At 48.4% G+C, this 25,803-nt stretch carries 28 protein-coding genes, 7 tRNA genes and 1 riboswitch; of the genes, 28 read left to right on the plus strand and 7 right to left on the minus strand.

Translation table 11 applies throughout. The features are described from left to right. The first annotated feature begins 4 nt into the window (after positions 1-4). The 24 genes from PQI28_RS14050 (at position 5) to PQI28_RS14165 (ending at position 17,222) form a co-directional block, all read left to right on the plus strand. Positions 5-79 (plus strand) — tRNA-Glu (locus PQI28_RS14050). A 3-nt stretch (positions 80-82) separates the two neighbouring features. Continuing rightward, a tRNA-Val gene (locus PQI28_RS14055) sits at positions 83-158 on the plus strand. Positions 159-189: 31 nt separating this feature from the next. Then, a tRNA-Thr gene (locus tag PQI28_RS14060) sits at positions 190-262 on the plus strand. A gap of 6 nt (positions 263-268) precedes the next feature. Beyond that, positions 269-352: transfer RNA gene (locus PQI28_RS14065), tRNA-Tyr, on the plus strand. A 5-nt stretch (positions 353-357) separates the two neighbouring features. Continuing rightward, positions 358-433, plus strand: a tRNA-Lys gene (locus tag PQI28_RS14070). 6 nt (positions 434-439) lie between these two features. Then, a tRNA-Gly gene (locus PQI28_RS14075) sits at positions 440-514 on the plus strand. A gap of 18 nt (positions 515-532) precedes the next feature. Further along, positions 533-608 (plus strand) — tRNA-Ala (locus PQI28_RS14080). Positions 609-809: 201 nt separating this feature from the next. Beyond that, the gene (rocF, locus tag PQI28_RS14085; protein WP_339963709.1) at positions 810-1,712 is read left to right on the plus strand and encodes an arginase; all 903 of its coding nucleotides are present in this window, start codon (positions 810-812) and stop codon (positions 1,710-1,712) included. Between the two features lie 130 nt (positions 1,713-1,842). Continuing rightward, on the plus strand, positions 1,843-2,418 hold the full coding sequence (sigW, locus tag PQI28_RS14090; protein WP_012727640.1) for an RNA polymerase sigma factor SigW: 576 nt from the start codon (positions 1,843-1,845) through the stop codon (positions 2,416-2,418). Then, positions 2,415-3,050 (plus strand): RseA family anti-sigma factor, encoded by a 636-nt coding sequence (locus PQI28_RS14095; RefSeq protein WP_214786340.1) that lies wholly within the window; start codon positions 2,415-2,417, stop codon positions 3,048-3,050. The genes sigW and PQI28_RS14095 overlap by 4 nt, the downstream gene beginning before the upstream one ends. A gap of 127 nt (positions 3,051-3,177) precedes the next feature. Next, a complete protein-coding gene (cdaA, locus tag PQI28_RS14100) occupies positions 3,178-4,038 on the plus strand; it encodes a diadenylate cyclase CdaA (protein ID WP_214697362.1) in 861 nt (286 codons plus the stop codon). Beyond that, entirely contained in the window at positions 4,039-5,319 is a 1,281-nt protein-coding gene (locus tag PQI28_RS14105) for a CdaR family protein (RefSeq protein WP_339963710.1), read from the plus strand. It begins immediately after the preceding gene. Positions 5,320-5,355: 36 nt separating this feature from the next. After that, positions 5,356-6,714: a phosphoglucosamine mutase gene (gene glmM / locus PQI28_RS14110; protein ID WP_339963711.1), complete on the plus strand. Its 1,359-nt coding sequence runs from the start codon at positions 5,356-5,358 to the stop codon at positions 6,712-6,714. A gap of 359 nt (positions 6,715-7,073) precedes the next feature. Beyond that, complete coding sequence (gene glmS / locus PQI28_RS14115; RefSeq protein ID WP_074035350.1) at positions 7,074-8,870, plus strand: glutamine--fructose-6-phosphate transaminase (isomerizing); 1,797 nt, start codon at positions 7,074-7,076, stop codon at positions 8,868-8,870. A gap of 140 nt (positions 8,871-9,010) precedes the next feature. After that, positions 9,011-9,574, plus strand: coding sequence for a YdhK family protein (locus PQI28_RS14120; protein WP_214785191.1), 564 nt, complete (start codon positions 9,011-9,013; stop codon positions 9,572-9,574). Positions 9,575-9,688: 114 nt separating this feature from the next. Further along, positions 9,689-10,168 carry a DUF2975 domain-containing protein gene (locus tag PQI28_RS14125; protein ID WP_214785189.1) on the plus strand — a complete coding sequence of 160 codons (480 nt, stop codon included), beginning with the start codon at positions 9,689-9,691 and terminating at the stop codon, positions 10,166-10,168. 9 nt (positions 10,169-10,177) lie between these two features. Beyond that, a complete protein-coding gene (locus PQI28_RS14130) occupies positions 10,178-10,396 on the plus strand; it encodes a helix-turn-helix domain-containing protein (RefSeq protein WP_012727632.1) in 219 nt (72 codons plus the stop codon). An 84-nt stretch (positions 10,397-10,480) separates the two neighbouring features. Next, on the plus strand, positions 10,481-11,167 hold the full coding sequence (locus PQI28_RS14135; RefSeq protein WP_214875137.1) for a DUF975 family protein: 687 nt from the start codon (positions 10,481-10,483) through the stop codon (positions 11,165-11,167). Positions 11,168-11,236: 69 nt separating this feature from the next. Continuing rightward, positions 11,237-12,178 carry an NAD(P)/FAD-dependent oxidoreductase gene (locus PQI28_RS14140; protein WP_339963712.1) on the plus strand — a complete coding sequence of 314 codons (942 nt, stop codon included), beginning with the start codon at positions 11,237-11,239 and terminating at the stop codon, positions 12,176-12,178. Positions 12,179-12,248: 70 nt separating this feature from the next. Beyond that, positions 12,249-12,722 (plus strand): YfbM family protein, encoded by a 474-nt coding sequence (locus PQI28_RS14145; protein ID WP_339963713.1) that lies wholly within the window; start codon positions 12,249-12,251, stop codon positions 12,720-12,722. Positions 12,723-12,833: 111 nt separating this feature from the next. Beyond that, positions 12,834-13,277 (plus strand): MarR family winged helix-turn-helix transcriptional regulator, encoded by a 444-nt coding sequence (locus PQI28_RS14150; protein ID WP_214785181.1) that lies wholly within the window; start codon positions 12,834-12,836, stop codon positions 13,275-13,277. 3 nt (positions 13,278-13,280) lie between these two features. Next, the gene (locus tag PQI28_RS14155) at positions 13,281-15,935 is read left to right on the plus strand and encodes an MMPL family transporter (RefSeq protein ID WP_339963714.1); all 2,655 of its coding nucleotides are present in this window, start codon (positions 13,281-13,283) and stop codon (positions 15,933-15,935) included. 103 nt (positions 15,936-16,038) lie between these two features. Next, the gene (locus tag PQI28_RS14160; protein ID WP_339963715.1) at positions 16,039-16,323 is read left to right on the plus strand and encodes a putative quinol monooxygenase; all 285 of its coding nucleotides are present in this window, start codon (positions 16,039-16,041) and stop codon (positions 16,321-16,323) included. A gap of 14 nt (positions 16,324-16,337) precedes the next feature. Further along, positions 16,338-17,222 (plus strand): VOC family protein, encoded by an 885-nt coding sequence (locus PQI28_RS14165; RefSeq protein WP_339963716.1) that lies wholly within the window; start codon positions 16,338-16,340, stop codon positions 17,220-17,222. Between the two features lie 35 nt (positions 17,223-17,257). On the opposite strand, the gene PQI28_RS14170 is transcribed toward PQI28_RS14165, so the two are convergent. From PQI28_RS14170 to PQI28_RS14180, 3 genes are all read right to left on the minus strand, one after another. Then, a complete protein-coding gene (locus PQI28_RS14170; RefSeq protein ID WP_339963717.1) occupies positions 17,258-19,075 on the minus strand; it encodes an LTA synthase family protein in 1,818 nt (605 codons plus the stop codon). Between the two features lie 88 nt (positions 19,076-19,163). Then, on the minus strand, positions 19,164-19,562 hold the full coding sequence (locus PQI28_RS14175; protein ID WP_214785172.1) for a VOC family protein: 399 nt from the start codon (positions 19,560-19,562) through the stop codon (positions 19,164-19,166). 17 nt (positions 19,563-19,579) lie between these two features. After that, positions 19,580-19,984 (minus strand): VOC family protein, encoded by a 405-nt coding sequence (locus PQI28_RS14180; RefSeq protein ID WP_339963718.1) that lies wholly within the window; start codon positions 19,982-19,984, stop codon positions 19,580-19,582. A gap of 118 nt (positions 19,985-20,102) precedes the next feature. Between PQI28_RS14180 and PQI28_RS14185 the strand changes: the two genes are divergently transcribed. Next, entirely contained in the window at positions 20,103-20,579 is a 477-nt protein-coding gene (locus PQI28_RS14185) for a GNAT family N-acetyltransferase (RefSeq protein ID WP_339963719.1), read from the plus strand. On the opposite strand, the gene PQI28_RS14190 is transcribed toward PQI28_RS14185, so the two are convergent. The 4 genes from PQI28_RS14190 to PQI28_RS14205 form a co-directional block, all read right to left on the minus strand. After that, on the minus strand, positions 20,574-20,837 hold the full coding sequence (locus tag PQI28_RS14190; RefSeq protein WP_339963720.1) for a hypothetical protein: 264 nt from the start codon (positions 20,835-20,837) through the stop codon (positions 20,574-20,576). The two genes, PQI28_RS14185 and PQI28_RS14190, sit on opposite strands and share 6 nt — an antisense overlap. Before the next feature lie 60 nt (positions 20,838-20,897). Further along, complete coding sequence (gene thiW / locus PQI28_RS14195) at positions 20,898-21,383, minus strand: energy coupling factor transporter S component ThiW (protein WP_074035388.1); 486 nt, start codon at positions 21,381-21,383, stop codon at positions 20,898-20,900. Between the two features lie 67 nt (positions 21,384-21,450). Further along, positions 21,451-21,549: riboswitch (TPP riboswitch) on the minus strand. Between the two features lie 50 nt (positions 21,550-21,599). Beyond that, positions 21,600-22,346 (minus strand): hypothetical protein, encoded by a 747-nt coding sequence (locus PQI28_RS14200; RefSeq protein WP_214785164.1) that lies wholly within the window; start codon positions 22,344-22,346, stop codon positions 21,600-21,602. Between the two features lie 73 nt (positions 22,347-22,419). Then, complete coding sequence (locus tag PQI28_RS14205) at positions 22,420-23,112, minus strand: hypothetical protein (RefSeq protein WP_339963721.1); 693 nt, start codon at positions 23,110-23,112, stop codon at positions 22,420-22,422. Positions 23,113-23,206: 94 nt separating this feature from the next. Between PQI28_RS14205 and PQI28_RS14210 the strand changes: the two genes are divergently transcribed. From PQI28_RS14210 to PQI28_RS14220, 3 genes are all read left to right on the plus strand, one after another. After that, positions 23,207-24,127: an AAA family ATPase gene (locus PQI28_RS14210; protein ID WP_214785161.1), complete on the plus strand. Its 921-nt coding sequence runs from the start codon at positions 23,207-23,209 to the stop codon at positions 24,125-24,127. Positions 24,128-24,129: 2 nt separating this feature from the next. After that, positions 24,130-25,182 carry a DUF58 domain-containing protein gene (locus PQI28_RS14215; protein WP_214785159.1) on the plus strand — a complete coding sequence of 351 codons (1,053 nt, stop codon included), beginning with the start codon at positions 24,130-24,132 and terminating at the stop codon, positions 25,180-25,182. Positions 25,183-25,246: 64 nt separating this feature from the next. Next, positions 25,247-25,786 carry a DUF402 domain-containing protein gene (locus PQI28_RS14220; protein ID WP_274664862.1) on the plus strand — a complete coding sequence of 180 codons (540 nt, stop codon included), beginning with the start codon at positions 25,247-25,249 and terminating at the stop codon, positions 25,784-25,786. Positions 25,787-25,803: the final 17 nt, after the last annotated feature.

Consider the following 25,803-nt stretch of genomic DNA (forward strand, 5'->3'; position numbering starts at 1 on the left):
TTTAGGCCCGTTGGTCAAGCGGTTAAGACACCGCCCTTTCACGGCGGTAACACGGGTTCGAATCCCGTACGGGTCACCATATGGAGGATTAGCTCAGCTGGGAGAGCACCTGCCTTACAAGCAGGGGGTCGGCGGTTCGATCCCGTCATCCTCCACCATTTTTATGTATTACATCAAACCTATATATATGCCGGTGTAGCTCAGTTGGTAGAGCATCTGACTTGTAATCAGAGGGTCGAGGGTTCGAATCCTTTCGCCGGCACTCCTCGGGGGGGTAGCGAAGTGGCTAAACGCGGCGGACTGTAAATCCGCTCCTTCGGGTTCGGCGGTTCGAATCCGCCCCCCCCCACCAGGTTTGAGCCATTAGCTCAGTTGGTAGAGCATCTGACTTTTAATCAGAGGGTCGCAGGTTCGAGCCCTGCATGGCTCACCATTTTTTGCGGAAGTAGTTCAGTGGTAGAATACGACCTTGCCAAGGTCGGGGTCGCGGGTTCGAATCCCGTCTTCCGCTCCATATTCTTATCCCTGTTTCGGGGCCTTAGCTCAGCTGGGAGAGCGCCTGCCTTGCACGCAGGAGGTCAGCGGTTCGATCCCGCTAGGCTCCACCATATGTTTGTTTCTTAAGTTAGTGATGACTTAAGTTTTTTTTTGCCTAAAACCATGAACCATTCAAATGAGAGTACAGAGAAAGGCAGCCTGCCACCATTCAGGTTGTCTTTTTGTATGTTTATTCATTGTATTGTCGAGTTGAACCAAACGAATGATAGCGTTTACAATTTAGTTATCAAGCGTTCAAAGGGGGAATGGCAATGCAATGGTCATATATTCATGTACCGCTGCGATACGGTCAAGGGAAACTCGGGGTTGACCAAGGACCAGCAAAATTAAACGAATTAGGGATGGAGGCACTCCTGCCATCGGAAACGGTCAAACATACGATTCGCGTGTTACCGGAATCTGAAATTCGTGAAAATGAGGAACACTTGAAGCGAGTCGATGGTGTCCTACACACAGTCACTGAATTGGCGGAAGTTGTGCATCGTGAGATTACAGCGAATCGATTCCCATTGATCGTTGGGGGCGATCATAGTATGGCAATCGGTACACTCGCTGGGTTGGCTCAAACAGGACCATACGGTGTCATCTGGGTAGACGCTCATGCTGACTTGAATACTGGAGAAACGTCACCATCCGGTAACATTCATGGAATGCCACTTGCGGCTGCAATGGGCATGGGTGACGTTCGTTTGACAGAGGTGGGCGGACGTGAGCCGAAGTTATCACCGGAGCATTTAGTATACATCGCACTTCGTGATATCGATGAAGGGGAAATGAACGAGATTAATCGACTTGGCATCAAAGTTATTACTGTAGAAGAAGTGCGAACGCGTGGTGTCGATGTCATCATGCAAGAAGCATTGAATTATCTACGTGAACGCGTCAATCGTTTCTATATCAGCTTTGATATGGATAGTTTAGATGCATCACTAGTACCTGGCACTGGGACACCAGTTGATGGCGGTCTGACAGAAGTCGAGGCCAAAGCGATTTTAACAGAAGCTATGAAAGCAGATGATTTAATTGCTGTCGAACTCGTTGAATTGAATCCAGTGTTAGACCGAGAAGATATGACGGCAAATTTAGCGTATCGTCTGTGTGAAACGATCATAAAATCAAAAGAAAACCTGTTATTGGAAGGCGAGACAGTCTGATTTCCTTACAGTTTCCAAACCCGTTTGCTACAATGGGGGTGGAAACTTTTTTTATTTTAAATGAAACCATTTGAATCATGAGACGTATATAGAAATGACCGCATGTGTAGCGGAGAGGGGAAGTGGATTGATGGAACGGCTGACCACCCGTTTGGTAGATGAATTGAGGGCGGGGAATCACGATTCGTTTGCCGAACTGGTAGAACTATACAAGGATGGCGTCTTTGCAATCGCCTATAAAATTTTGTATGATCGTGGCGAAGCGGAAGACGCTGCCCAGGAAGCGTTCATTCGTGCGTATACACGAATCGATACGTATGACGCACAATATAAGTTCAAAACATGGCTCTATCGAATCACAACGAACGTTGCCATCGATCGATTGAGGAAACGGAAGCCAGAGTATTCGATGGATGCCGAAATTGCAGGTACAGACGGTTTGACCTATCAAGACCACTTAGCTGATGAAGCGCCCCAACCCGATGCCCAAGTGGTTCATCGCGAAATTCGAAGTGAGATGCATGAAGCGATCAAGCAACTCCCCGACAAATATCGTATTCCCTTACTACTAAAGTACGTGGATGATTTGTCATTAAAAGAAATCAGCGTGATGATCGACATGCCGGTCGCAACGGTTAAAACAAGGATCTTCCGGGGAAGAGAAATGTTAAAAACAATCTTTCAAAATAGGGAGGGGTTCAATTGACTCCTGAAGAAAAAGTACAACAATATTTGGAAGATGGCGTTTTGCCCGAAGAATCTGACGAATTGCGTCAATTGTTAGAAGACGATGAATTATACGAGTCGTATCTACAATATGAACGAATCGACGCAGAACTGAAAGCATTGCCTCGTCCAAAGTTATCAGCCGATTTTACTGCACGTGTGATGGCCGCTTTGCCTGAAGCACCTGTACAAAAAGCACCCGATACGGTCGTTCCGTTATCAAAACCAATCCGAAAAGAACGAAAACCGCACTCGAAACAAATCGCTTGGCTACAACGACACCCGGCTTTAATCGCGGCGGTCCTGTTCTTCAGTCTAATGTCTAGCGCGACACTTGGACTCTGGAACAGTGCATCTGAGACGATGACCTATACAAAAGTACCAGGGGTTGTCGTGTCAGAGAACGAAGTCATTGTGCCAGCCGGTGTAACGGTCGAGAAGGATATCACCGTTCAAGGTGGCGATTTACGAATCGAAGGAACGGTCAAAGGTGACGCGACCGCTGTGAATGGTCGTGCGTATTTAGCCAGTGCCGGTCAAGTGACAGGTGAGCTTGAACAGATTGACCAAATGTTCGAGTGGATTTGGTACTCGATGAAACAACTATTCTAAAGACGCATCTAGCGTCTTTTTTTCGTTTCAATCTGGTTTCGTTTTGAAGTGACGCAATGCGTCTAGACAGAATTGATGATATAATGAAACTTGCACGATTTAGCTAGGTAGTGAAGGAGGGGAGCATTTGCCGCTACTTGAACAAGTATCATTTTTCTCATTTTTAAATCTTTCAGAAAACGTACATTGGTACGATTATTTGAATGATGTTTTAGATATCGTCGTCGTCACGTACGTGATTTATAAGTTAATGATGATTGTACGTGGGACAAAAGCAGTTCAGTTAATCAAAGGGATCTCAATCATCCTGGTCAGTTGGTTCTTGAGCGGTTTCTTCGGATTGAAGACGCTCCAGTTCTTGCTAAATCAGGTGATTACGTATGGTCTTCTTGGGATTATCATCATTTTTCAACCTGAGTTGAGACGTGGTCTTGAACATCTCGGACGAACGAGCAATTTATTCGGACGTACGGGAACGAGTGACGAAGAGCAACAACGACAAATGATTGAAGCCATCGTCAGTTCTGCGCAGTATATGTCCAAACGGCGAATCGGTGCATTGATTGCCATCGAACGCGATACGGGACTCAATGAATATGTCGAGACAGGCATTCGGATGGACTCACATATTACGTCACAGTTGATTATTAACTTATTCATTCCAAACACGCCGCTTCATGATGGAGCGATGATTATTCAGGACGGGAAGATTGCAGCGGCAGCTTGTTATTTACCGCTCTCTGAAAGTCCACACATCGATAAAGCGCTCGGGACGCGTCACCGTGCAGCTATCGGCGTCAGTGAAGTGACAGACAGTGTCACCCTTACCGTCTCAGAAGAAACGGGAGCGGTCTCCCTTGCGATTGCAGGACGTCTGTATCGCGAATTGGATGAAGAGGCGCTACGCAACAAATTAATTCAAGAACTCGTCATCGAAGAAAAAGAGGCGACCCTCTCGTTCTTCGGTAAAAAAGGAGGGGATAAGTAAGTGATTGATCAGTGGTTACAACATAAATGGTTTCTCCGCTTCATCGCACTTGCTTTAGCCGTCCTTTTATACTTAATGGTCGCTGAGACCAGTTCTTCAAATAATGCGTCGAGTGCGCTGCCGATCGTCGGACAGAGTTCCATGACGCTCGATGTGCCGGTCGAAGTGTTTTTTGATGAGGTGCAGTATGTCGCATATAATGTACCGGAAGAGATGGGCGTTGAGCTTCAAGGTCCTTCTAGTAGTTTAACGATGACCAAATTGGTGAAAGATTATCAGGTATTCGTCGACTTGACGAACCTCGGGACGGGCTTTCACCGTGTTCCGGTCGAGGCACGAGGATTCGGTGGCGACGTCAACGTCAAGTTAGACCGAGAGACTGTCGAAATCTATATTGATCGGAAGCAAACAATTGAAGTGCCGGTATCTGTCAACTTATTAAACAAAGATCAGTTACCGGACGGGAAAGTAGCGGGTGATGTCGAAATCGAACCGTCTACTGTGAAAGTCACGGGAGGCGCGAGTCGGATTCAAAACGTCAAAGAGATCACATTGAATGTAGATGTTGCGAATGAAAGTCAGACGTTTACACGAGAAATCCCCCCGACTATTTTAGATGCGAATGGGAACCCATTAAACGTGTCGGTCGACCCGAATATCATCAATGTCACCGTACCGATCTATGATGAAAGTGCGATGATTCCAATCGAGGTCGTTACGAGTGGAGATGTGGCGGATGACTTCCGACTAGTCGATACGTTGTTAGCTGAGACGGAAGTCCGTGTCTTTGCTCCAAAAGAAGTGCTCGATGCACTCGAAACAATCGAAACGGAACCGATTGAGCTGGATGACTTAACGAAGTCTGAAAAGTTGAACGCTACCCTCCGCCTTCCAGAAGGTGCGACATCTCTCGGTAAAAAAGAAGTCGAAGTCCAGGTTTTGATTCGTCCGAACGACGAGTCGAAGGATGACACGGGTGAATTGACGGAACGGATTCGATTGACGGTTCCGGTCAATGTTCGTGGGTATGACCGAACGAATTATACGGTTCAAACGCAAGAAGTCGTCAGTGTGACATTGTCGGGAAAACGATCCCTTCTAGAGAACATCTCCTCGAACAGTGTCAATGTAACCTTAGATTTAACAGGTTTACCGAGTGGGACACACGCGGTAGATGTAGATTATGAAGTACCAAAAGGCGTGACTGTCATTTCGCCAAAAACAATCGATGTTCAATTGACAAGCGTCGATGAAGAAACAGAAACATCTTCTATTCAATAAAGATGTTCAATCATACAAAAGTGAGGATTTAATCTTATGGGTAAATATTTTGGAACAGATGGAGTTCGCGGTGTTGCGAACTCAGAGTTGACTGCGGAATTAGCATATCGTTTAGGTCGTGCGGGTGGCTACGTGCTCTCGAAACATTTGCCAGAAGGCGAACAGCCAAAAGTCTTGATTGGTCGTGACACACGAATCTCAGGACATATGTTAGAGGGTGCATTGATTGCGGGTCTTCTTTCAATCGGTGCAGAAGTCATGCGTCTCGGTGTCATCTCGACACCTGGGGTCGCTTACTTGACGAAGTCATTAGATGCGACAGCGGGAGTCATGATCTCGGCATCGCATAACCCCGTGGCAGACAACGGCATCAAATTCTTCGGTAGCGATGGTTTCAAATTAGATGACGCAACCGAGCAAGAAATCGAAGACATTTTGGACGCTGCAGAAGATACACTCCCACGTCCGACTGGAAAAGACCTCGGTTTCGTTTCAGATTATTATGAAGGTGCACAAAAGTATCTTCAAATGTTGAAACAGACTGTAGAAGAGGACTTTGATGGCCTTCACATCGCGCTTGATTGCGCACATGGTGCAACGAGTGGTCTTGCAGCTCGTCTCTTCGCGGACCTTGAGGCGAACGTGTCGACAATCGGAAACTCGCCAAACGGGTTGAACATCAACGAAGGTGTCGGCTCGACACACCCTGAGCACTTGGCTGAGTTCGTTCGTGAAAAAGGAGCGGATATGGGTCTTGCCTTTGATGGTGATGGAGATCGTTTGATTGCGATTGATGAGAACGGTGATATCGTGGATGGTGACAAAATCATGTACATCTGCGGTAAATACTTGAGTGAAAAAGGTCGTTTGAAAGACAATACGATTGTCGCGACGGTCATGAGTAACCTTGGCTTCCATAAAGCTGTGGAAGAAGCGGGTATGACGGCGCTTCAAACAGCAGTTGGTGACCGTTATGTTGTGGAAGAAATGAAGAAACATCAATACACACTCGGTGGTGAACAGTCGGGTCACTTGATTTTCCTCGATCACTCGACAACGGGTGACGGGATGTTATCAGGCGTCCAATTGGCGGAAATCGTCAAGTCGACAGGCCGTAAACTTTCTGAGTTGGCAGCTGAGATGCCGGTTTATCCGCAAAAGCTCGTCAACATTCGTGTGACGAATAAAAATGATGCGATGAACGGAGAACGTGTCCTTGCGACGATTCAAGAAGCAGAAGCGGAAATGGCTGGGAACGGTCGTATTCTCGTCCGTGCTTCTGGAACAGAGCCACTCGTCCGTGTCATGGCAGAAGCCCCGACAGTGGAAGAGTGCGACCGCTACGTTGAAAAAATCGCGCAAGTCGTGCGTGAAGATTACGGCGTAGAAGGATAATTTTTCAGAAACCGGGAATAACACAAGGGAATCCAACGTTGGATTCCCTTTTTGTTTCCGTTTTGTCATCGAGAAAACAATGGTTCTTCTTGACGAATGGGGGTGTGATTTGTACTATTAAGAGCGTGACCTTGGAAACGGAAGGACACAAGAGTACGAACAAGCGCCAGAACTCTGCGGAGTTGACGAGGTTAGAGGTTATCGAGATTTCGGCGGATGCCTCTTCGTCGCCTGTCACGACGAAAAGCACGCTTTTAAAACGCCCGGGTGACCGGACGGACAAAGAAGTGTGTGCTGACAGCTCTTAGAAAAAGCCCGTTTCCTTTTTCGAGAAATCGAAGAATAGAGGAGATTTGTTTATGTGTGGAATTGTAGGAATGATTGGGAATACCGGAGCGAAGGAAGTCCTTCTCAAAGGTCTTGAAAAACTCGAGTACCGTGGTTATGACTCGGCAGGTCTTGCGTTGATGCATGAAAATGTCAACGTTCACAAAGAAGTCGGTCGCATCGCTGCGCTACGCGAAATCATCCCAGCAGAAGTAGACGGCACGATTGGAATCGGCCACACACGTTGGGCGACACACGGGGTACCGAGCGTACCGAACGCCCACCCGCACCAAAGTACGACAGGACGCTTCACGCTCGTCCATAACGGCGTGATCGAGAACGACGAAATCATCAAGAAGACGCTTGACGTCCCGTTCCTTTCAGAGACGGACACGGAAGTCATCGTCCAGCTCATGGAGAAACACTTTGTCGAGCTCGGCGACGTCGAGGCGGCGTTCCGCAAGACGCTCTCGGACCTCCACGGATCATACGCAATCGCGATGATCGACTCAGAGGACAAAGAGCGCCTCTATATCGGGAAGAACAAGTCACCGCTCCTCGTCGGACTCGGTGACGGCACGTTCAACGTCGTCGCATCGGACGCGATGGCGATGCTCCAGGTGACGGACCAGTACCTCGAGCTCCACGACGGCGAGATCGTCATCCTCACGCGTGAATCGGCGACGATCAAGACGCTCGACGGCGAAGTGCTCGAACGTGCACCGTACACGGCCGAAATCGATGCGTCAGACATCGAGAAGGGCACGTACGCGCACTACATGTTGAAGGAGATGGACGAGCAGCCGGCCGTCATCCGCAACATCATCCAGCATTACCAGAACGAGAACGGTGACATCGAACTCACGGACGGCGTGCGCGAGCTCGTCTCGGAAGCGGACCGCGTCTATATCGTCGCGTGTGGTACAAGTTACCACGCCGGTCTTGTTGGGAAACAATTGATCGAACGCGTCGCAGGTGTACCGACTGAAGTACACGTCGCGTCAGAGTTCGGTTACAACATGCCACTTTTGACAGAGAAGCCACTCTTCCTCTTCATTTCACAATCAGGTGAGACAGCGGACAGCCGTGCCGTCCTCGTCGAAGTGAAAAAGCTTGGCCATAAAGCGCTCACGTTGACAAACGTAGCAGGATCGACACTCTCGCGTGAAGCGAACGAGACGATGCTCCTCCACGCAGGACCTGAGATCGCCGTCGCCTCGACGAAAGCGTACACGGCACAGATCGCCGTCCTCGCGATTCTCGCATACGACATCGCTCGTGCGAACGGGAAGAAACTTCCGTTTGATTTGATGCAAGAGCTCGCACTCGTTGCAACAACGATGGACTCGATTATGGCACAAAAAGAAATCTTTGAAGAGCTTGCTGATAAGTTCTTGAAAGAATCACGTAACGCATTCTTCCTCGGACGTGGATTGGATTCATATGTAGGTCTTGAAGGCGCATTGAAGCTCAAAGAGATCTCATACATCCAAGCAGAAGGATACCCAGGTGGGGAACTCAAACACGGACCGATCGCGTTGATTGAAGACGGGACACCAGTCATCACACTTGTGTCTCAACCGAACACACACCTCAACATTCGTGGAAACATCAAAGAAGTTGTGGCGCGTGGTGCAGTAGCTTGTACGATTTCAATGGAAGGCATGGAGCACGAGAACGATGCATTCGTTCTTCCACGTGTTGAACCACTTCTCACGCCACTCGTGACGGTTCTTCCACTTCAACTCATCTCGTACTATGCGGCACTTGCCCGCGACTGTGATGTCGACAAGCCACGTAACTTGGCGAAGTCTGTAACAGTTGAATAATCATCCATGGCCAGAATCTTTCGGGATTTTGGCCTTTTTTGTTGCAATGTGATAACAAATCATCGCAATGCTCTCAAAAATGTCTGTTTCCCCGAAAGAGCGGGTAAAATCAACATGAGCATGAATAAAGGAGAGATTCGATGAAACAGAAAAAATGGATGACAGGATTAGGTGTCATGATCCTCGCTACATCATTGGCTGCATGTGGGGATACGGCAGACGATACATCGATGGAAATGTCAGAAGAACAAAGCATGGACCATTCGGCAATGGACCACTCGGGGACTGGAGAGATACCAGACGGACTGATGGAAGCGAATGATCCGACATATCCGGTCGGGTCGACAGCGATGATGACAGCGGATCATATGCCAGGGATGGAAGGTGTCGAAGCCACGATTGTCGGTGCGTATGATACGACTGTATACGCAGTCAGTTATACACCGACGACAGGCGGTGATCCGGTAGAGAATCACAAATGGGTGATCCATGAGGAGCTCGAGAATCCGGGCGACGCGCCATTAGCAGAAGATGAACAAGTCGTTTTGGCCGCTGATCACATGGAGGGCATGGATGGCGCAGAAGCGACAATTGATATGGCTGAAGAGACGACGGTTTATATGGTGGATTACACGACGGAAGATGGAGAAGAGGTCACAAATCATAAATGGGTGACCGAAAGTGAATTAGAAGCAATGAAATGAATGAAGTAGACCTCGAGTACATCTCGCGGTCTATTTTTTTCGATAAATATTTATTGATAAACGATAAATAAGGGCGTATGATAAAGAAAATAAAATGAGTGAGGTGTATGACAGGTGAAACGAGAAACCGTCTTTTTAAAACTATCGGTGATTGTCTTAGCCCTTCCGATTCTTGCAGCCTGTATCTTTTTACTTCCGTTTCTTTGGCGAGACGCAACCGAGAGCGGAGGGTGGATTGCGAATTCGATGCGTCCGATTGTCGTCGGGATGTATGTGGCGGCAGTTCCTTATTTCATGGCTCTGTTCAAAACGTTTACCTTGCTAGGATTGATTGATCGGAATGAGGCGTTCTCCTATGGAGCGGTGAAAGTACTTAGAGTGATCAAGTATTGTGCATTGACCATCACGGTCATCTATACGGCGTTGCTTCCGTTCTTCTATTGGTTCGCTGAACGTGATGATTCCCCAGGTTTCTTAGTCATCGGGTTCGTCTTCGTGTTCGCCGCATTTGTCATTGCCGTCTTTGCTGAGTTGTTACAGAAATTATTAAAGCGAGCCATTGATATGAAACAAGAAATCGATTTGACGGTCTGAGGTGAGAACATGGCGATGATTGTGAATCTAGATGTGATGTTAGCGAAGCGGAAAATGAGTGTGACAGAACTATCGGAGCGGGTCGGGATCACCATGGCAAACTTGTCGATTTTAAAGAATGGAAAAGCGAAAGCGATTCGTTTTTCGACGCTCGAAGCGATTTGTGAAGCGCTCGACTGTCAACCGGGGGACATACTAGAATATCGAGCGGACGAACGAGCAGAGTGAATCTCTGCTTTTTTTGTGTGAACATGAAACGTATTTGAACGATATAGCGTATATAAGATAAATCATTCAGGGGGAGACTAGAAAATGGTTCAAACATGGACAGAACGGACACATGAAGCAATCAATGGGAAACGAGGTCTACTATTAGCCTGGTCGTTTCTTTGTGCAATTATATTAGAGTTTATTGCAATATTCGACCCGACACTTTACGGGGCGAAAGCCGGTTCGTTACAGGCGATTGTATTCCTTGTAAGTACGATGGTTGTATCCTTTATGCTATATCCAATCATCATCGGGTATCACTGGGTCATTCTTTCCATCATTCGCGGACAAGACGCGGAGTTTCGTGATGTGTTTCGACCGATGAAAGAACGATTTGGTAAGCATGTGACGGCTGTCATCCTACTAGCCATCTTCCAGACGCTTTGGACACTATTATTCATTGTTCCGGGAATCATGAAGTTCTTTTCCTACGCGTTCACGTACTTTATTTTGCGAGATGAGCCAGAGCTATCAGTCAGAGAAGCAATCACGAAGTCACGCACGTTGATGCATGGTCAGAAGTGGGACGCATTTAAACTGATTTTGCCGTTCATCCCGATTTATTTGATTGGCTTCACGTTATTTATGGTTGTGAATTCGGTTTTACTTGCCGCATTATCATTATCGATTGCGACAATCCTCATTCGTCCATTCGTCGTTGCGCGTTTCGCTGTCATGTATGAAGACTCGCGTCGGGCGTACGACGAACAATGGAACAAACCAGCCTGAAGCATATTAGATAGAGGTTGAAAGGAATGAGCATGCTACAATCTTCATGAAGGAAAGGGGAAATGCTGAATGAAGATTGGAATCATTGGGGCTGGTCTGAGCGGAATCATCGCAGCGCGTGAACTCGCACGTCGAGGTTATACGGTTGAATTGATTGAAAAGAGTCAAAGCGTCGGGGGACGTTTGGCGACTCGTCGAATCGGTGACGGACAAGCGGATCACGGGGCCGTCTATTTCACCGTACGTGGGGAAGAGCTCAAACGCGAGGTACAGTCGTGGATGAGTGCGAACTGGGTGCGTGTCTGGTATGCGGATCCTTATCCGCGATACGTGGGAACGGATGGTATGAATGGACTCGCCAAGCACCTTGCTGAGGGATTGACGGTACACTTGAATGAACATGTGGAGCACGTTCACATAGAAGAGGATGGTACCATCAGCGTGAGGACAGATGTGACGAGACGTTCATACGACCGAATCGTGATGACGGCACCACTTCCGCAATCGTTCGAATTACTCGGGAGTTTGGTTGATCAGGTCAAACCTTCCTTGCGACGTCTCGTGTATGCGCCGACGTTCGTTGGTCTCTTCGAATGTACGGGTGATGTACAGATTGGGGAAGATGGGATTCTCGATCATGACCTAACACCTGGATTGTTGAAGGTGATCAATAATCAGCAAAAAGGAATCACTGCGACCTCGCTCATCAGCGTATATATGGAAGAAGCGTGGAGTGAGGAATGGTATGAGCGACCGGAAGAGGAGACACTTACAGAGGTCGAGCGGTTACTCAGGGAGGAAATTGGCGATATCGACATCGTGTCACGGCAATTGAAACGGTGGCGCTATGCGCAAGCGACAGAGGTGTGGCATGAACCGTTTTATCAGGTAAGCCATCATCCCATTTATTTAGCTGGCGATATCTTTCTTGAAGCGGATGATCCATCTGGACGAACTCGATTTGAGAGTGCCTATCTGTCTGGGATACGTGTCGCCGAGGCAATCGTTTAAACCTTCTACGGGAGGTTTTTTCGTTTTGATGACGAATAGACAGACAAACGAACTGGAGAGGGGCACTCATATGGGGATGATTGGATCTTATTTGCGAGTAACAGATGATGAGTTGGCGCGGCTACTTGATGAACCTGATTATTTCGAGGAATTGTACACATACGAGGAAAGGCAGTCGGATATCGATAAAGCGTGGCACGGACTGTACTTTTTGCTGACCGGAGAAGCGGACTTGGACGACATTGATCGTCACTCCCTCGGGAGAACGATTTTCGGCGGAATAGTAATCGAAGAGGAAACAGGAACGACCTATTTGACGTCATCAGAAGTGAAAGACTTAGCGACACGACTTCACTATATCGAACGAGATGCCCTTGAATCACGTTATGACACAACGAGGATGAATGCGCATGAACTTTACCCATTCGAGAGAGGGTGGGGAAGTGAGGAGAAGCAATACTTGCTCGAACAATTCGAGGAATTGAAAGCGATTTTTTCATCCGCGTCAAAAAAGCAAGAAGGGTTGATCACATGGATTGGATAAAATACGACTGATATGTTGCGCCGATAGGATTCTCCTTATCGGTCTTTTTATTTGACGTTATTTAGTTTAGGGCATAAACTATAACCATCTAGTTTAGGGGGTAAACTAAAAATGAAAGCATTGATGCGCGAAGCCGTGCAGTTATTTGAAGAAGTGATGTTCCATGGGACGGAACATGTCATCGAAGCGATGGAAGGGGATGTCTGGCGTGAGTATTCGCGTGAACAACTCCAGCTCTTAAAGTTGCTCGATCAATTTGGACCGACCCCTGCTGGGCAATTGGCACAAAAGCAAGGTGTCCATAAAAGTGCGGTCTCGAATAGACTCAAAAAACTGGTCGAAAAAGAACTTGTCACGAGTCGACGTGGACAAGATCAGCGCGAACGATTGATTGAATTGACATCAGAAGGAAAGCGGCTCGTCGAGGAAGTGGACGGTGCCGTCTATCGATATGTAGAATCCCTCATCGATGGAGAAGTAGACGAAATTGAAATTGAGCAATTTGTTCGGACGTTCCGGAAAATAAAACAATTGCTCCGAATCGGGGAGGAATAATACATGCATAAAATCATTCAATGGCGTTGGGGAATCCTCATCTCCCTCATCGTATTGACGGCGGCACTATTTGTCGTAGCGCCGAACTTAACAAAGCAAGCAGAAGAAGCAGGTAGTTTTCAGCTAGCGGACGATATGGACTCTCAGCGTGCACAAGCGATTTTAGATGAGGCCGGGAAGAGTGATAAAACCATCTCGCTCGTCTACGAGTTCGAGTCGATTGGCGAAACCGAGCGAACGGATGTCGCTCGTGTCATCGAAGAGCTTAGACAGAATGAAACGGTCGTGACGGATGTTCTCGATCCGTTTGAAAGTGAGGAGACAGAGGCACAGCTCGTCTCAGAAGACGGACGCATCGTCCTCGTCCCGATCACGGTCGAAGGTACGACAGAAGAAATCAATGCGTTTGCTGATGATGTCCGTGAAAACATGCTCCCGCAAGAGGAAACAGTATATATCACGGGGGAAGAAATCATTAACAATGATGTGAACTTGAGTGCCCAAGAAGGATTGAAAAAGACGGAAATCATCACGGTCGTATTGATCTTTGGATTGTTGCTCCTCGTGTTCCGTTCTATCGTGACACCGTTCATTCCACTCATCGCGGTCGGCTTCACGTATTTATTGAGCCAATCGTTTGTCGCGTTCTTTGTGGATTGGTTCGGATTCCCGGTATCGAACTACACACAAATATTCCTCGTGGCCATCTTGTTCGGGATCGGGACAGACTATTGTATCCTACTTCTTAGCCGTTACAAAGAGGAGCTGAGTGCGGGACATGCGATTGAAGAAGCAATCGTCAACACATACAAGACGGCAGGGCGGACGGTCTTGATCAGTGGGCTCGCGGTCTTCGTCGGTTTCGCGGCCATCGGATTTGCAGATTTTCCAATCTTTAAATCAGCCGTCGCCGTCGCCGTCGGGATTGCGGTGTTGCTGTTGATTCTCTTCACGGTCGTCCCATTCTTTATGGCGACGCTCAAGCAACGACTGTTCTGGCCATCGAAGAAAGCAGGCGAGCATCATGATAGCAAGCTCTGGGCTGGATTGAGTCGATTGTCGGTCAATCGCCCGTTCGTATCGATTTTGGTCGTTGGATTGATCACGGTGCCAGTCCTGTTCACGTATGACGATGCCCGTTCGTTCAATACGGTCGATGAGATTGGAGACGGGTACGATTCGGTTCGTGGATTGAATTTGATTTCAGAAGGGTTCGGTCAAGGGGAATCTCTTCCGGTACAAATCATTTTGAAACAAGATCAAGCCATCACGGAATCGGAAGTTCCATACATTGAAATGTTCGCAAGTGAGCTCGAAAAAGTCGATGGAGTGAACGGTGTGCGTGCGCTCACACGCCCGACTGGTGAAGTCATCGACGATTTCTATGTCGACACGCAACTCGGTGAACTCAGTGAAGGTTTGTCTGAAGCACAGACGGGTCTCGGTGATGTCCAGGCTGGATTAGATGAAATTGAGCAGGGTCTGAACGCGGTCGTCGGACAATTGCCAAGCGGTTCAACCAATGCCGGGGCACCGCTTGCAGAAGCAGCAGCTGGGCTGAATCAGTTGAATGGTCAACTTGGCCTCATTGGGCAAGGATTGACAGCGACTCAAAATATTCCTGCTGCAGTCGGACAACTCGGTCAAGTGTCGGCAGGGCTCACACAAATCGAATCGGGCATCAGTGAAGCTGCCTCCGCATTGAATGCGCAAGGATCTCAGGTTGGTGAACTTAGTACCGGACTATCGCAACTCGCGACAGGTGTCGGCGAAGCGAACGAAGGATTAGGACAAATCGAGTCGGGCCTCGGTGAAGCGGTTTCGTTCTTGCAACAGTTGAGTGAAGCAGATTCGCTCCGTGAGACAGGCGTCTATCTTCCTGAAGGGACGCTCACATCAGATGAGTTTTCACCTGCTGTCGAACGCTACGTCTTTGACGAAGAGACGGCGACTCAGCTCGAGGTGGTACTAGAGATAGATCCATACTCACCAGAAGCGATTGATGTCGTCGAGACGATTAAAGAGACGATGAATCGCTCTGTGACGGGGACACCATATGCAGATGCGACCATCGGATACGCAGGTATCTCAAGCATCAACAGCGATTTGAATGAAACGTCAACGAACGACTTCAATCGGACGGTAGCCATCATGCTCGTGACGTTGTTCATCGTCTTGACGGCATTGTTCCGCTCGATGATCATGCCGCTCTATATGATTGCTTCGCTTCTCTTGACGTACTATACGTCAGCAGCGATCACAGAGCTGATCTTTGTGGAAGGTCTTGGCTATGACGGAATCAGCTGGGCCGTTCCGTTCTTTGGATTCGTCATGTTGATTGCACTCGGAATTGACTATTCCATCTTCCTACTGGATCGATTCCGGGAAGAGACGATCAGTGGGAAGACGGTCCGTGATGCGCTCGTCTATTCGATGACGAAGATGGGTACCGTCATTATGACCGCTGCAGTGATCCTCGCCGGGACGTTCGGCGCCATGATTCCGTCAGGTGTGCTCAGTCTCGTTCAGATTGCGACCATCGTCATTACTGGTCTTTTGCTATACGGATTGATTGTATTACCACTCTTGATTCCAGCCATTACGATTTCGTTTGGTGATGGTGTTTGGTGGCCGTTCCGACAAAAGAAAAAGTCATAAACAGAAACGGATGTCTCGTACGATGAGATATCCGTTTTTTGGGATAGATTGCGGTAGATTCGGGAACAGAAAGGCAGGTTCATTATCGAAGGAGGAATATGGTATGGAAATCGTCATTACTGCAATCTTGAAAGCTCATCCTGGTAAAGAAGAGGCGTTACGTGAGGCGCTACACCGTGTGATTCCACCGTCACGAGCGGAAGAGGGATGTCTCGCGTACGTTCTTCACGAGGCGATTGATGCGCCAGGAACGTTTGTCTTCTATGAAAAGTATAAAGACGAAGAAGCGCTCGATCACCACATCCATTCATCGCATTATCAGGCATATCGTGATGAAGCTGGGGAGCTTCTCGCCGTACGTGATGTCTATCGTTTGCATGAAGTCTGAAAGGAGACTTTCTCATGATTACGCAACCTGTGATCCCATGTATTTGGTTTGAGGAGAATGTCGAGGAAATCGCCGAGTGGTATGTCTCCATCTTTCCAGATTCGTTTGTCGACTATACGACGAAATTTTCAAGCTCGCCAGCGGGCGAGACGACGATTGTGACGTTATCGCTCGCTGGGCAGTTCTTTCAGTTACTCGGGGGAGGTACGACGCAAGAACGGAATCCGTCCATTTCCTATATGGTATCCCTCCCGACGACAGAAGAAATCAATGCGCTGTGGGAACGATTATCTGACGGAGCGGAAATCTTGATTCCATTAGATACGTACGACTTCAGCCAGCGTTACGGGTGGTTGAAGGACCGTTACGGAGTTTCTTGGCAAGTCATGCATGATGGGGGGATGGACATTCAGCTCGTGACGCCATGCCTCTTATTTGTCCAGGATGCTTTCGGTCGCGCCGAGGCGGCGATGAACGATTGGATTTCCATTTTCAAAGATTCATATGTATTGGACGGACATACGGTACGGTACACGGAAGAAGACGGGGAGGAACTCGACGGGAAAATCAATTATGCCCGTTTCGTCTTATCCGGCCGAGAATTTGTCGTGATGGACAGTAATGAGAATCATGTGTTTTCATTTAACGAAACACAGTCGCTCATCGCTTTTTGTGAGACACAAGACGAAATCGATACGTACTGGGAGCGGTTATCGGCTGTACCAGAAGCAGAGGAGTGTGGGTGGCTGAAAGATCGCTACGGCGTCTCGTGGCAAATCATTCCGTGGGAAATGGAAGAGATGATGACGGTCGGTTCGCAAGAGCAGATTGAACAAGTCGTACAGGCGTGTCTGCCCATGAAAAAACTCGATATCGCGACGTTGCGTCAAGCCTATTAAACAAACCTCCCGAGACAAATAGCTCGGGAGGTTTTTCATGGACTCATTTGTGAGAGGGCATCCTTCTCGATGATGGTATCCGAGAGACGGAGCTGACTGGCCGCACGGTCAATGTAAGGGGCGCATCGATCAAACGCGACCGGTTCTTCCGTCTCGACGGAATAGCATGTGCCGTTACCAGAACGTTCGGTCAAGTCTGGTTCATAGTAATGGTCTTCATATCGGAAAGCGCCCGTCCGAAAGACGGTCAAATTCGGCGTATCATTCAAGAGAGAGTCGCCAAGCATATATGCCGGAGAGATCCCAAGCACATCAAGAATCGTCGGTGCGATATCGATTTGACCGCCACTCGCCTCCATGACTTCCCCTGTCGTCAATCCAGGTGGTTTGATGAAGAGTGGGACAGCACGGTCGAGTTGAAACGCTTCAACTGTTGAGTCCACTTCTTCGATGGTAGCCATTTCTTCTCCAGGTGCCGTCAGACCGCTATCATGGTCACCATACATGACGAGAAGCGTCTCATCCCACAACCCATCTTGTTTCAATCGTTCGATGAACTGACCGACCGCCGCATCGACGAAATGAACGGTATGGTAATAGTTTTCGAGAAGCGGGTCCTCAATTTTCGACAGGTCCAATCGTTTTTCGTCCTCCGGAATGTCGTACGGCGTATGGCTCGTCAATGCGACTAAAAACGCATAAAACGGTTCGTTCAACTCTTCCATGAATCCGACGGACGTATTCAAGAAGTCTTGATCGTTGAGTGCCATCCCGATGATTCCTTGGTCGGGGTAGTCTTTGTCGCTAAAGAAATGATTGAACCCGATGTTGTCATAAAAATCATCGCGATTCCAAAAGTCTTTACGGAATGAGTGCATGGCTGCCGTATCATAGCCTGCCTCGTTCAATGACTGTGAGAGCGCGCTGAATTGATTTCCCGGGAAACGTGTGTACACCGAACCGGATTTGACAGGATAGAGTGACGTGTTGACGATGAACTCCGCATCGGATGTCCGCCCCTCATGCGTCTGATGATACACGTTCGGGAAATAGAGCATGTCACGTCGCAGTCGGTTCAAATTTGGAGTCAATTCCTGCCCGTTGATTTGTTGATCGATGACGGATGTTTGGAACGATTCGAGTTGTAAGACGATGACGTTTGTATCCGGACTCGGGGCACTTAATTCTTGATAAGAGAGTGCTTGGATTTGAGAACGTTCCTCGTCTGTCAGGACTTCGTTCCATCCCATGGCACGTTCGAGGCCTCGGGCGACATCCATCGCGTGATAGCCCCAAAAACCGAGATGATAGTATTCACGCATATTGGAGATTGGGTCGTCTGCAATCCATTTTTCCCCGCGCTGATAACTGAGGGTGAGCGGAATCGTGAAGAGAAGAAATCCGAGAGTGAAGCCGGCGAGCGCCAATCGTCTTCCGTTCCGCTTCGCTTCACGGACAGGATGCCGTTTGATGTAACGTAAAATTAAACCGTAAATAATGAGGTCGATGAAGAAGAACGCATCAATCGGGCGGATGAGCGTCAAGAAGCCACCCCCGACATCTCCCATCTGTCCGATATCAGACAGTAAGGCGACAGATAATAAGTCTTCAAAATAGCGATAGTACCAGACGTCCGAGACGAGTAGGGTACTATGCAGGAACAGAGAAACGTATAAAATCCATCGGCGAATCGGGTAAGACACGGCAAGTGCCCAGCTCGTCAGGAGCAGAATCGTCGCCAAATTGATGAGGAAAAACGAGAAGTCGAACGCCGTCGCGGTCAACCAGCTAAAAAAGAAGAGCTTTGCCAGGGAGAGTGACAAGTAGCTCCAATAATCGAGATATTTGATCATGAACAACACATCCTTTTCATACCCATTCCCGATGAGGTGAGTGAGGGAAACGTGAAGATGTGTCCAACAAAAAAAGAGGCACAGGGCCTCAGTTAATCAGAAACGTATCACGCAGTTCGATGATGGTTCCTTCCGGTGCTTTCAATTTACTTAAATGACCGTCGACGACGAAATAGATGTTGCCACCGTGCTTCGGCAAGAACGTGACGCCTAGCTGTTCGAGTCGTGCGACTTCCGCTTCGAGATCATCTACATAGAGGGCGAAATGAACGGGACCGGCCGTATGTTTCGAGTAGTCTTGTAACGTTTCATCCGTTTTAGCAGTCTGGAGCTCGATATAAAAATCCCCGAGCTTGAGCCAACTATTGAAGTCACGCGTATGGAAGTTTGGCGATTCTTGGACGAGCTCAAAACCGAGTGCTTCGTAAAATGACTTCGATGCGGCATAATCTGGTGTTTGGATACAGATATGGTGAATTTGTTTCATTAAGACTTTCCTTTCGTTTATAGGTTGTTCACGCGATCGCGATGGAACGGGGAAGTCACATCTTCCGAGATAAGACTGATCGTATGTCCGTCGGGGTCTCGTACGTCAAAGCAAGACATGCCTCCGAAATCGTGAAGCGGTGTCGCAATCAACCCTGCTTGTTCGAACGATTGATACGCGAACTGGATGTCTTCACAAATGACGTTGAAATAGACATGGGCTTGTCCTGACGCATCTTTGAACGTTGTGGGTTGCGGTGACGAGGTTTGGATCAATCCGAGCTGAGTCGAACCGTCTGGTAGACACAAACCGATGCCTCCTTCCCAGCGACCAATTTCTTTGGCATCAAAATAAGTGGTATACCAGTGTAGGGACTGTTCGACATCTGATACGGGAATGAAGATACTTCCGATTCGGAACATATGATAACCTCCCTTTCTATTTCTAGTGTAGCGAATGCATGATCTTGAAGATACGGGGGAAGAAACTTTTTACGGGAGAAAGCGTATGAAAGAGAGAGAAAATCAATGAGGTGAAAGCATGAAAGGAAATGAAATCACGATTCAGCCGATTGATGCATTCAATCGAGAGGCAATCATTACTCTATCAGTGGACGAGAAACAGTCCCAATTCATCGAGACGAATGCCGAGTCGCTTCAAGAGATGGTCGAGGATACGAAATATAATTGGCAGAGCTATGCATTTTATGACGGTGAGCGACCGGTTGGCTTCATGATGGTCGGAGCAGAAAATCAGACAGAACGTTATGTATGGCTCGATCGTTTCATGATGGATCACAATGAGCAGGGGAAAGGTGTTGGGACGAAGTGTCTACGCATCGCAGTGGAATTTATCCAGACACAATACGATGTGGATGATATCATCCTGAGCCTCCATCAAGAGAATGAAGCTGCGAAACGATTTTATGCGAAGAACGGCTTTGTCGACAGCGGTTTGATTGATGAATGGAACGGCGAAGCAATCTGGGTCTATCAGACAAAAACCCGACCGTCATGAGCCGGTCGGATTCTCGGATGGACTTGTTGTCTTTGTAGCATTCATGCCCATCGAAAAGAGGACGATGGCGGCAAATAAAAATAGGGGAACGAACCAGTTGTTTAGAAACGGATCGACAAACGTCGGTTCTTCCGGCCAGCTCCCTGTTGAGATTTGGGCGTTCCAACGGGTGTAGAGTGCGATGCGTTCGAGTGTGTATAAGAGTCCGGATAAAAACAACAATATACCACCCGCTACAAGTTGATTGAAACGTGACATAAAACCCCTCCTCTATAGATGTTGTCTATAGTTTACCATTTCCATCCAATCGAGAGGCTTTTATTTAAGTGTGCTCGGTCGCAACTGTTTGACGCGTGATAAGACGAGCCAACCGAGAAGCGCACCCGTCAAACTAGAGGCAAGGAACGCTGGGACGAAGAAGAAGGCACCGAACGTCGAACCCATCAACAGTTTCGCATACGGGACGGCAATCAACGAGGCGATGACACCAGTTCCGATGATTTCTCCGAGAGCGGCAGCATAGACGCGATTCGTGCGAACGAAGAACATACCAGCAAGAAATGCACCAATCATGCCACCGGGGAACGCGAGAAGTGACCCTGTGCCGGTCATGACGCGAATGAGTCCGGTCACGAATGCGACGAGAACGGCTCCGATTGGGCCGACGGTGACTGCGGCAATCACGTTCACCATATGCTGAATCGGATAAGCGCGGGCGACACCTGTGGGAATCGAGATGAACATTGAGCCAACGACGGCGATGGCGACGAGCATCGCCATCCAAGTGAGTTGTTGAATACGCATGAATAGTCTCCTTTCAAAAATAAAAACGCCACGTTTCCAGACGGAAAAATGGCGTGGACATACAGAGACGTATCCCAAGCCACTTCCCTACGCTGGTATGAGCCAGATCAGGTTCAAAGGGTCCGGCAAATGCCGTCTCAGCCCGAGGGCTCCCCTAGTGGTCGTTTATTGGTTTGAGTATAACATAGCTATCTGAAATCGGGAGGGTTCATGAAATTATCCTTCATACTTGGCTAACAGGTCTTCATAGTCCTTCTCGTTCCAAAAGAGCGGTGAGATGGATTCGGGACCTTTTAAAATTTCTCCATCTTGATCGTATACGATGGCATATCCACCTTCGACATCGAACACGAACAAGTCGGCAGTGACTTCGGTCACGCCATTCCCGGCGATAATCACATCGTCGATTGGTTCTCTTGAAAGTTCGACACCCGCTTCATCGAGTTCGACGAGGAGGGCTGACGTGTACGCGTGACGGTCATAGACGGATTGAAATTCATCCTGCGTTAGGACGACGTCGGTAGGAGGGGCACTTGTTCCGAATTTTCGATTTTCAATCTCTTCGACGTATTGAAGGAAAGACTCCTCTTGCCAAAAGAGTGGTGCGACCGACTCAGATCCATTGATTACCGTTCCGTCCTGACTGTCGAATACCGTGGCATACGTCCCATCATCGAGTTTGAACGGATAAATATCTGCATATGTGTGCTCAAGCCCGTTTCCGGCAATGATGACGCGTTCAAACGTCTCGCGGAACGGTTTGATGCCTTGTTGCTCGAGCGCAGCGAGGAGTGGTTGTGTTTGTTCATATTGGTCATAAACGTCTTTAAAGTCTTCACGTGTCCATTCGGTGATGGGTTCATCGGTTGACTCGATTGGGATCGGATTGTCTGCCACCGTATCTGTATCCGTACAACCCGTCAGTAAAAGTGCACCTAATCCGAACATCACCCATCGTCTCATGATTTCATCCCCTTAACTGACATTTTCCACCATTTTATCATTCATGAATGAAAAGTAGAACCTGTGCACATTCTCACTCGGGGTGAAGACGTGTCGTATAGTGATCGAGTATGCTCTTAAAGTGAAGCGTATCTTCTTCAGAAATCGTTACTCCTGAGGATGTGCCGTAGCGAACCGCATGATAAACGGACGGGTTCATCGGTAAATCGATGCGTTGGAACCACTCTTGCAGTGTCTCATGAGCACGCAATCGCTTGGCTGGTACGAGAGATTGGTTGAATGTGATCAGTGCATCACGAATCGGGACGTTCGTGAACGCTGTGAGCGTCGAAACGGACGAAGCGTTTTCGCGTTGTAGCGATTCGACAAGCGGGTCTGCGTTTGAATCAGCATGATCTCGTGCGCGCGCCAAACGTTGCTTCCGTTTTCGATAGATATAAAAGGACAGGCAACCGAGCGCAAGCAAAGCGCCGAATAACCCGAGATTTCGTCGTGTAGATTCTCCAGATTCCGTGATTCTCTCAAAAAAGTTATGCTTTCCTTTTTGGGGGTCCAATTTAAATGGGTAATCTGCTTTGGATTCACCAATTAAAATTCCATCATCTTCATCCGATAAGAGATCAGTCGGAGGACTATTATTTTCCTCGACCGGTATCGTTTCCGGATTATAGAGCCACTCGAATACACTCGTTGCAATCACTATCATCGTGAACGTACCAAGGAGTGTGGTGGCAATCAGGAGAAGAAACTTGTTCGTCCAGCGCAAGAGGATACCTCCTTTTTGAATGTTCAGACTATTTGTTGTTTATCTTACCATAAAAAGGTAAAGTTTGAGTAAGACAAAAAATGGAGGTCGTCATATGGGCATGGAGCAGGTCATCAAACAGTTGAACGAGGTGTATTTAGGAAAAGAGGATGTCGTACGCCTCTGTTGTACGGCGTTACTCGCGGAAGGACACATTTTGTTAGAAGATGTGCCAGGAACGGGGAAAACGTTACTGGCCAAGACGATTGCAACTAGCTTTGACGGCGCGTTTTCCCGGATTCAGTTCACGGCCGATTTGTTACCGTCTGACGTGATTGGCGCAGATTATTTCAACATGCAGACCCAGACGTTCGAGCATCGACAAGGACCAATCTTTGCGAATATCGTCTTGATCGATGAAATCAACCGAGCGGTTCCACGAACGCAGTCCGCCTTGCTCGAGGCGATGGAAGAACGGCAAGTCTCCATCGGGGGAGAGACGTATCCGATGCCAAAACCATTCTTCGTCATTGCGACGCAAAACCCGATCGAATCGGCCGGGACGTTTTCGTTACCGGATGCACAGCTCGACCGCTTCCTCATTTCGATTCCGGTCGGTTACCCTGATGTCGCGGAAGAGCGGGAGCTCCTCTTACAAGTCATGCGTCAAACACGGAAAATCGTGGAGGCGGTCGCGACGTTAGACGAGTTACGCCGCGCACAAGAAGAAGTGAAGCAAGTATCGATTCAAGATGACGTCCTCGATTATTTACTCGGGCTCGTCCATGCGACACGAGAACACCAATCTGTCGAGGTCGGTGTCAGTCCACGAGGAGCCATCGCGCTCATGCGAGCGTCTCAAAGTTATGCCTATCTGAACGATCGATTGTATGTCATTCCGGAAGATGTGAAAGCCGTGGCACCTTATGTATTGGCACATCGCCTGACGTTGACGCTTGAAGGAGGCATCAAATCGACGAAACAGGACATCATCCGTTACATCTTAGACACCGTTTCTGTTCCGGTCGAGGGTTGATGATGACGTTCTCGACACATAACGCCCTACAGAAACAATGGATCCCGGTCTACGGATTCGCCGGAGTGATTCTCGTATTTGTCCCGTACATGGAGATTGTCGGGTATGCGCTTTGTTTACTTGCGGGCATCGTCTGGTTCTTCGAACGGACGCGGAAACAGTTGGAACGAGCCCTTCGTCTTCATATACATACACACGAATCTCTTCTCTTTGTTGGGGATGAGACGGAAGTGCAGGTGATGCTAGACGGAAGTGAAACCGTCGAACGACTCGGGCTTCCCGTTCGCGTTCGCATGAAATCTAGTACAACGCTTAGCTTTCCAGACCACGATCGCTCCCCAAATAGTTTAGATATGACGTTACGGACGGATCAGGCCCGCCATGTGCTTCGTGTCCAGGCCGAATTTCGGGGACCGGCTTATATCGAAGAGTGTGTACTTGCTGTGACGCTCCCGCTTCATCTCGGGACGTATCTTCTTGAGTGTCCCATCGAGAAACGGTGGACGGTGCTGCCGTCCCTCACGTTACATCCTCCGGTCGGCACGAAACGATTGGCACTCGGTGACCGTCCTTTGACCGCATCGCCTCTACGGAATCCATTACAGATTCTAGGTTCAAAGCCTTATGAAGGAGAACCGGTCAAGGAGATTGACTGGGTCGCCACGGCGAAGCTCGGGCGTGTTCAGTCGAAAGTCTTTCAAAAGACATCACTCGATACGTTCACGTTCGCAGTCGATTTGAGTGGTCCGTCTGGCTACACGCTCCATCATGACTTCGAGTCGATTATCAGCCAAGTCGCGTATGTGACGACCCGACTCTTAAAAGAAGAGTGTAAAGTCGAACTGTTCATCAACCGCTTCAACGGGGAAGGGAAGATGGAGCATATCTCTCTTCAAGAGGGAGAACGAGGTTCACGCCTCATCCTCATGATGCTGGCCGACCTCCATCCCGGGAACCGCTTCATCTCGACAGACGCATTCGTCCGCATGGTCGAGCGGAAACGGCTGAAGCAAAGCCATCTCGTCTGGTTCAATCAGCATAACCTGTACGACTAACAAGGAACTTTCCTTCTTCTGGCGAACTGTATCATACAGAGATGACCGAAAGGGAGAGATCCATATGGCAAAACGGAAGTATGCGAATCGACGAGACTGGGAGCGAATTTTAAAGAACCGTTATGCGCAAGAACGCGTTCAGACGGAACAGTTTTCCGGGGTGGTTGCCTTATTCCAAATCGATGAGGTTCGAGCGCCACTATATAAAAAACACAGAGGGGAAGAATTTATTGTGGCGGATGCCGGTTTTAGTTGGCTCCAATATTTCCCGGACAATGAACCATTCGGTGTGACGGCGATGATCAATCCGGAAGGTGAAATCGTGCAGTGGTATATCGACCTCGTCGACCGGATCGGCGAAGAGGATGGCATTCCGTATATGGACGACTTATTGCTCGATATTCTTGTGTTTCCGAATGGGGATATCGTCAAAAAGGATGAGGATGAGTTTGAAGAGGCGACCGAGAGTGGGGAGCTGACGCCTGAACAAGTCGAGCGGGGATGGCGTGAGTTCGAAGCGACGCTCGAACGAATCGAACGTGGAGACTTTGTCTACTTTGATTTGGCAAAAGGACATTACGAACAGTTAAAACAAAAGCTATGAGCCGATTCACTCTCTCT

The organism is Exiguobacterium sp. USCH10 (genome assembly GCF_037619445.1).
GTDB lineage: Bacteria > Bacillota > Bacilli > Exiguobacteriales > Exiguobacteriaceae > Exiguobacterium > Exiguobacterium aestuarii_A.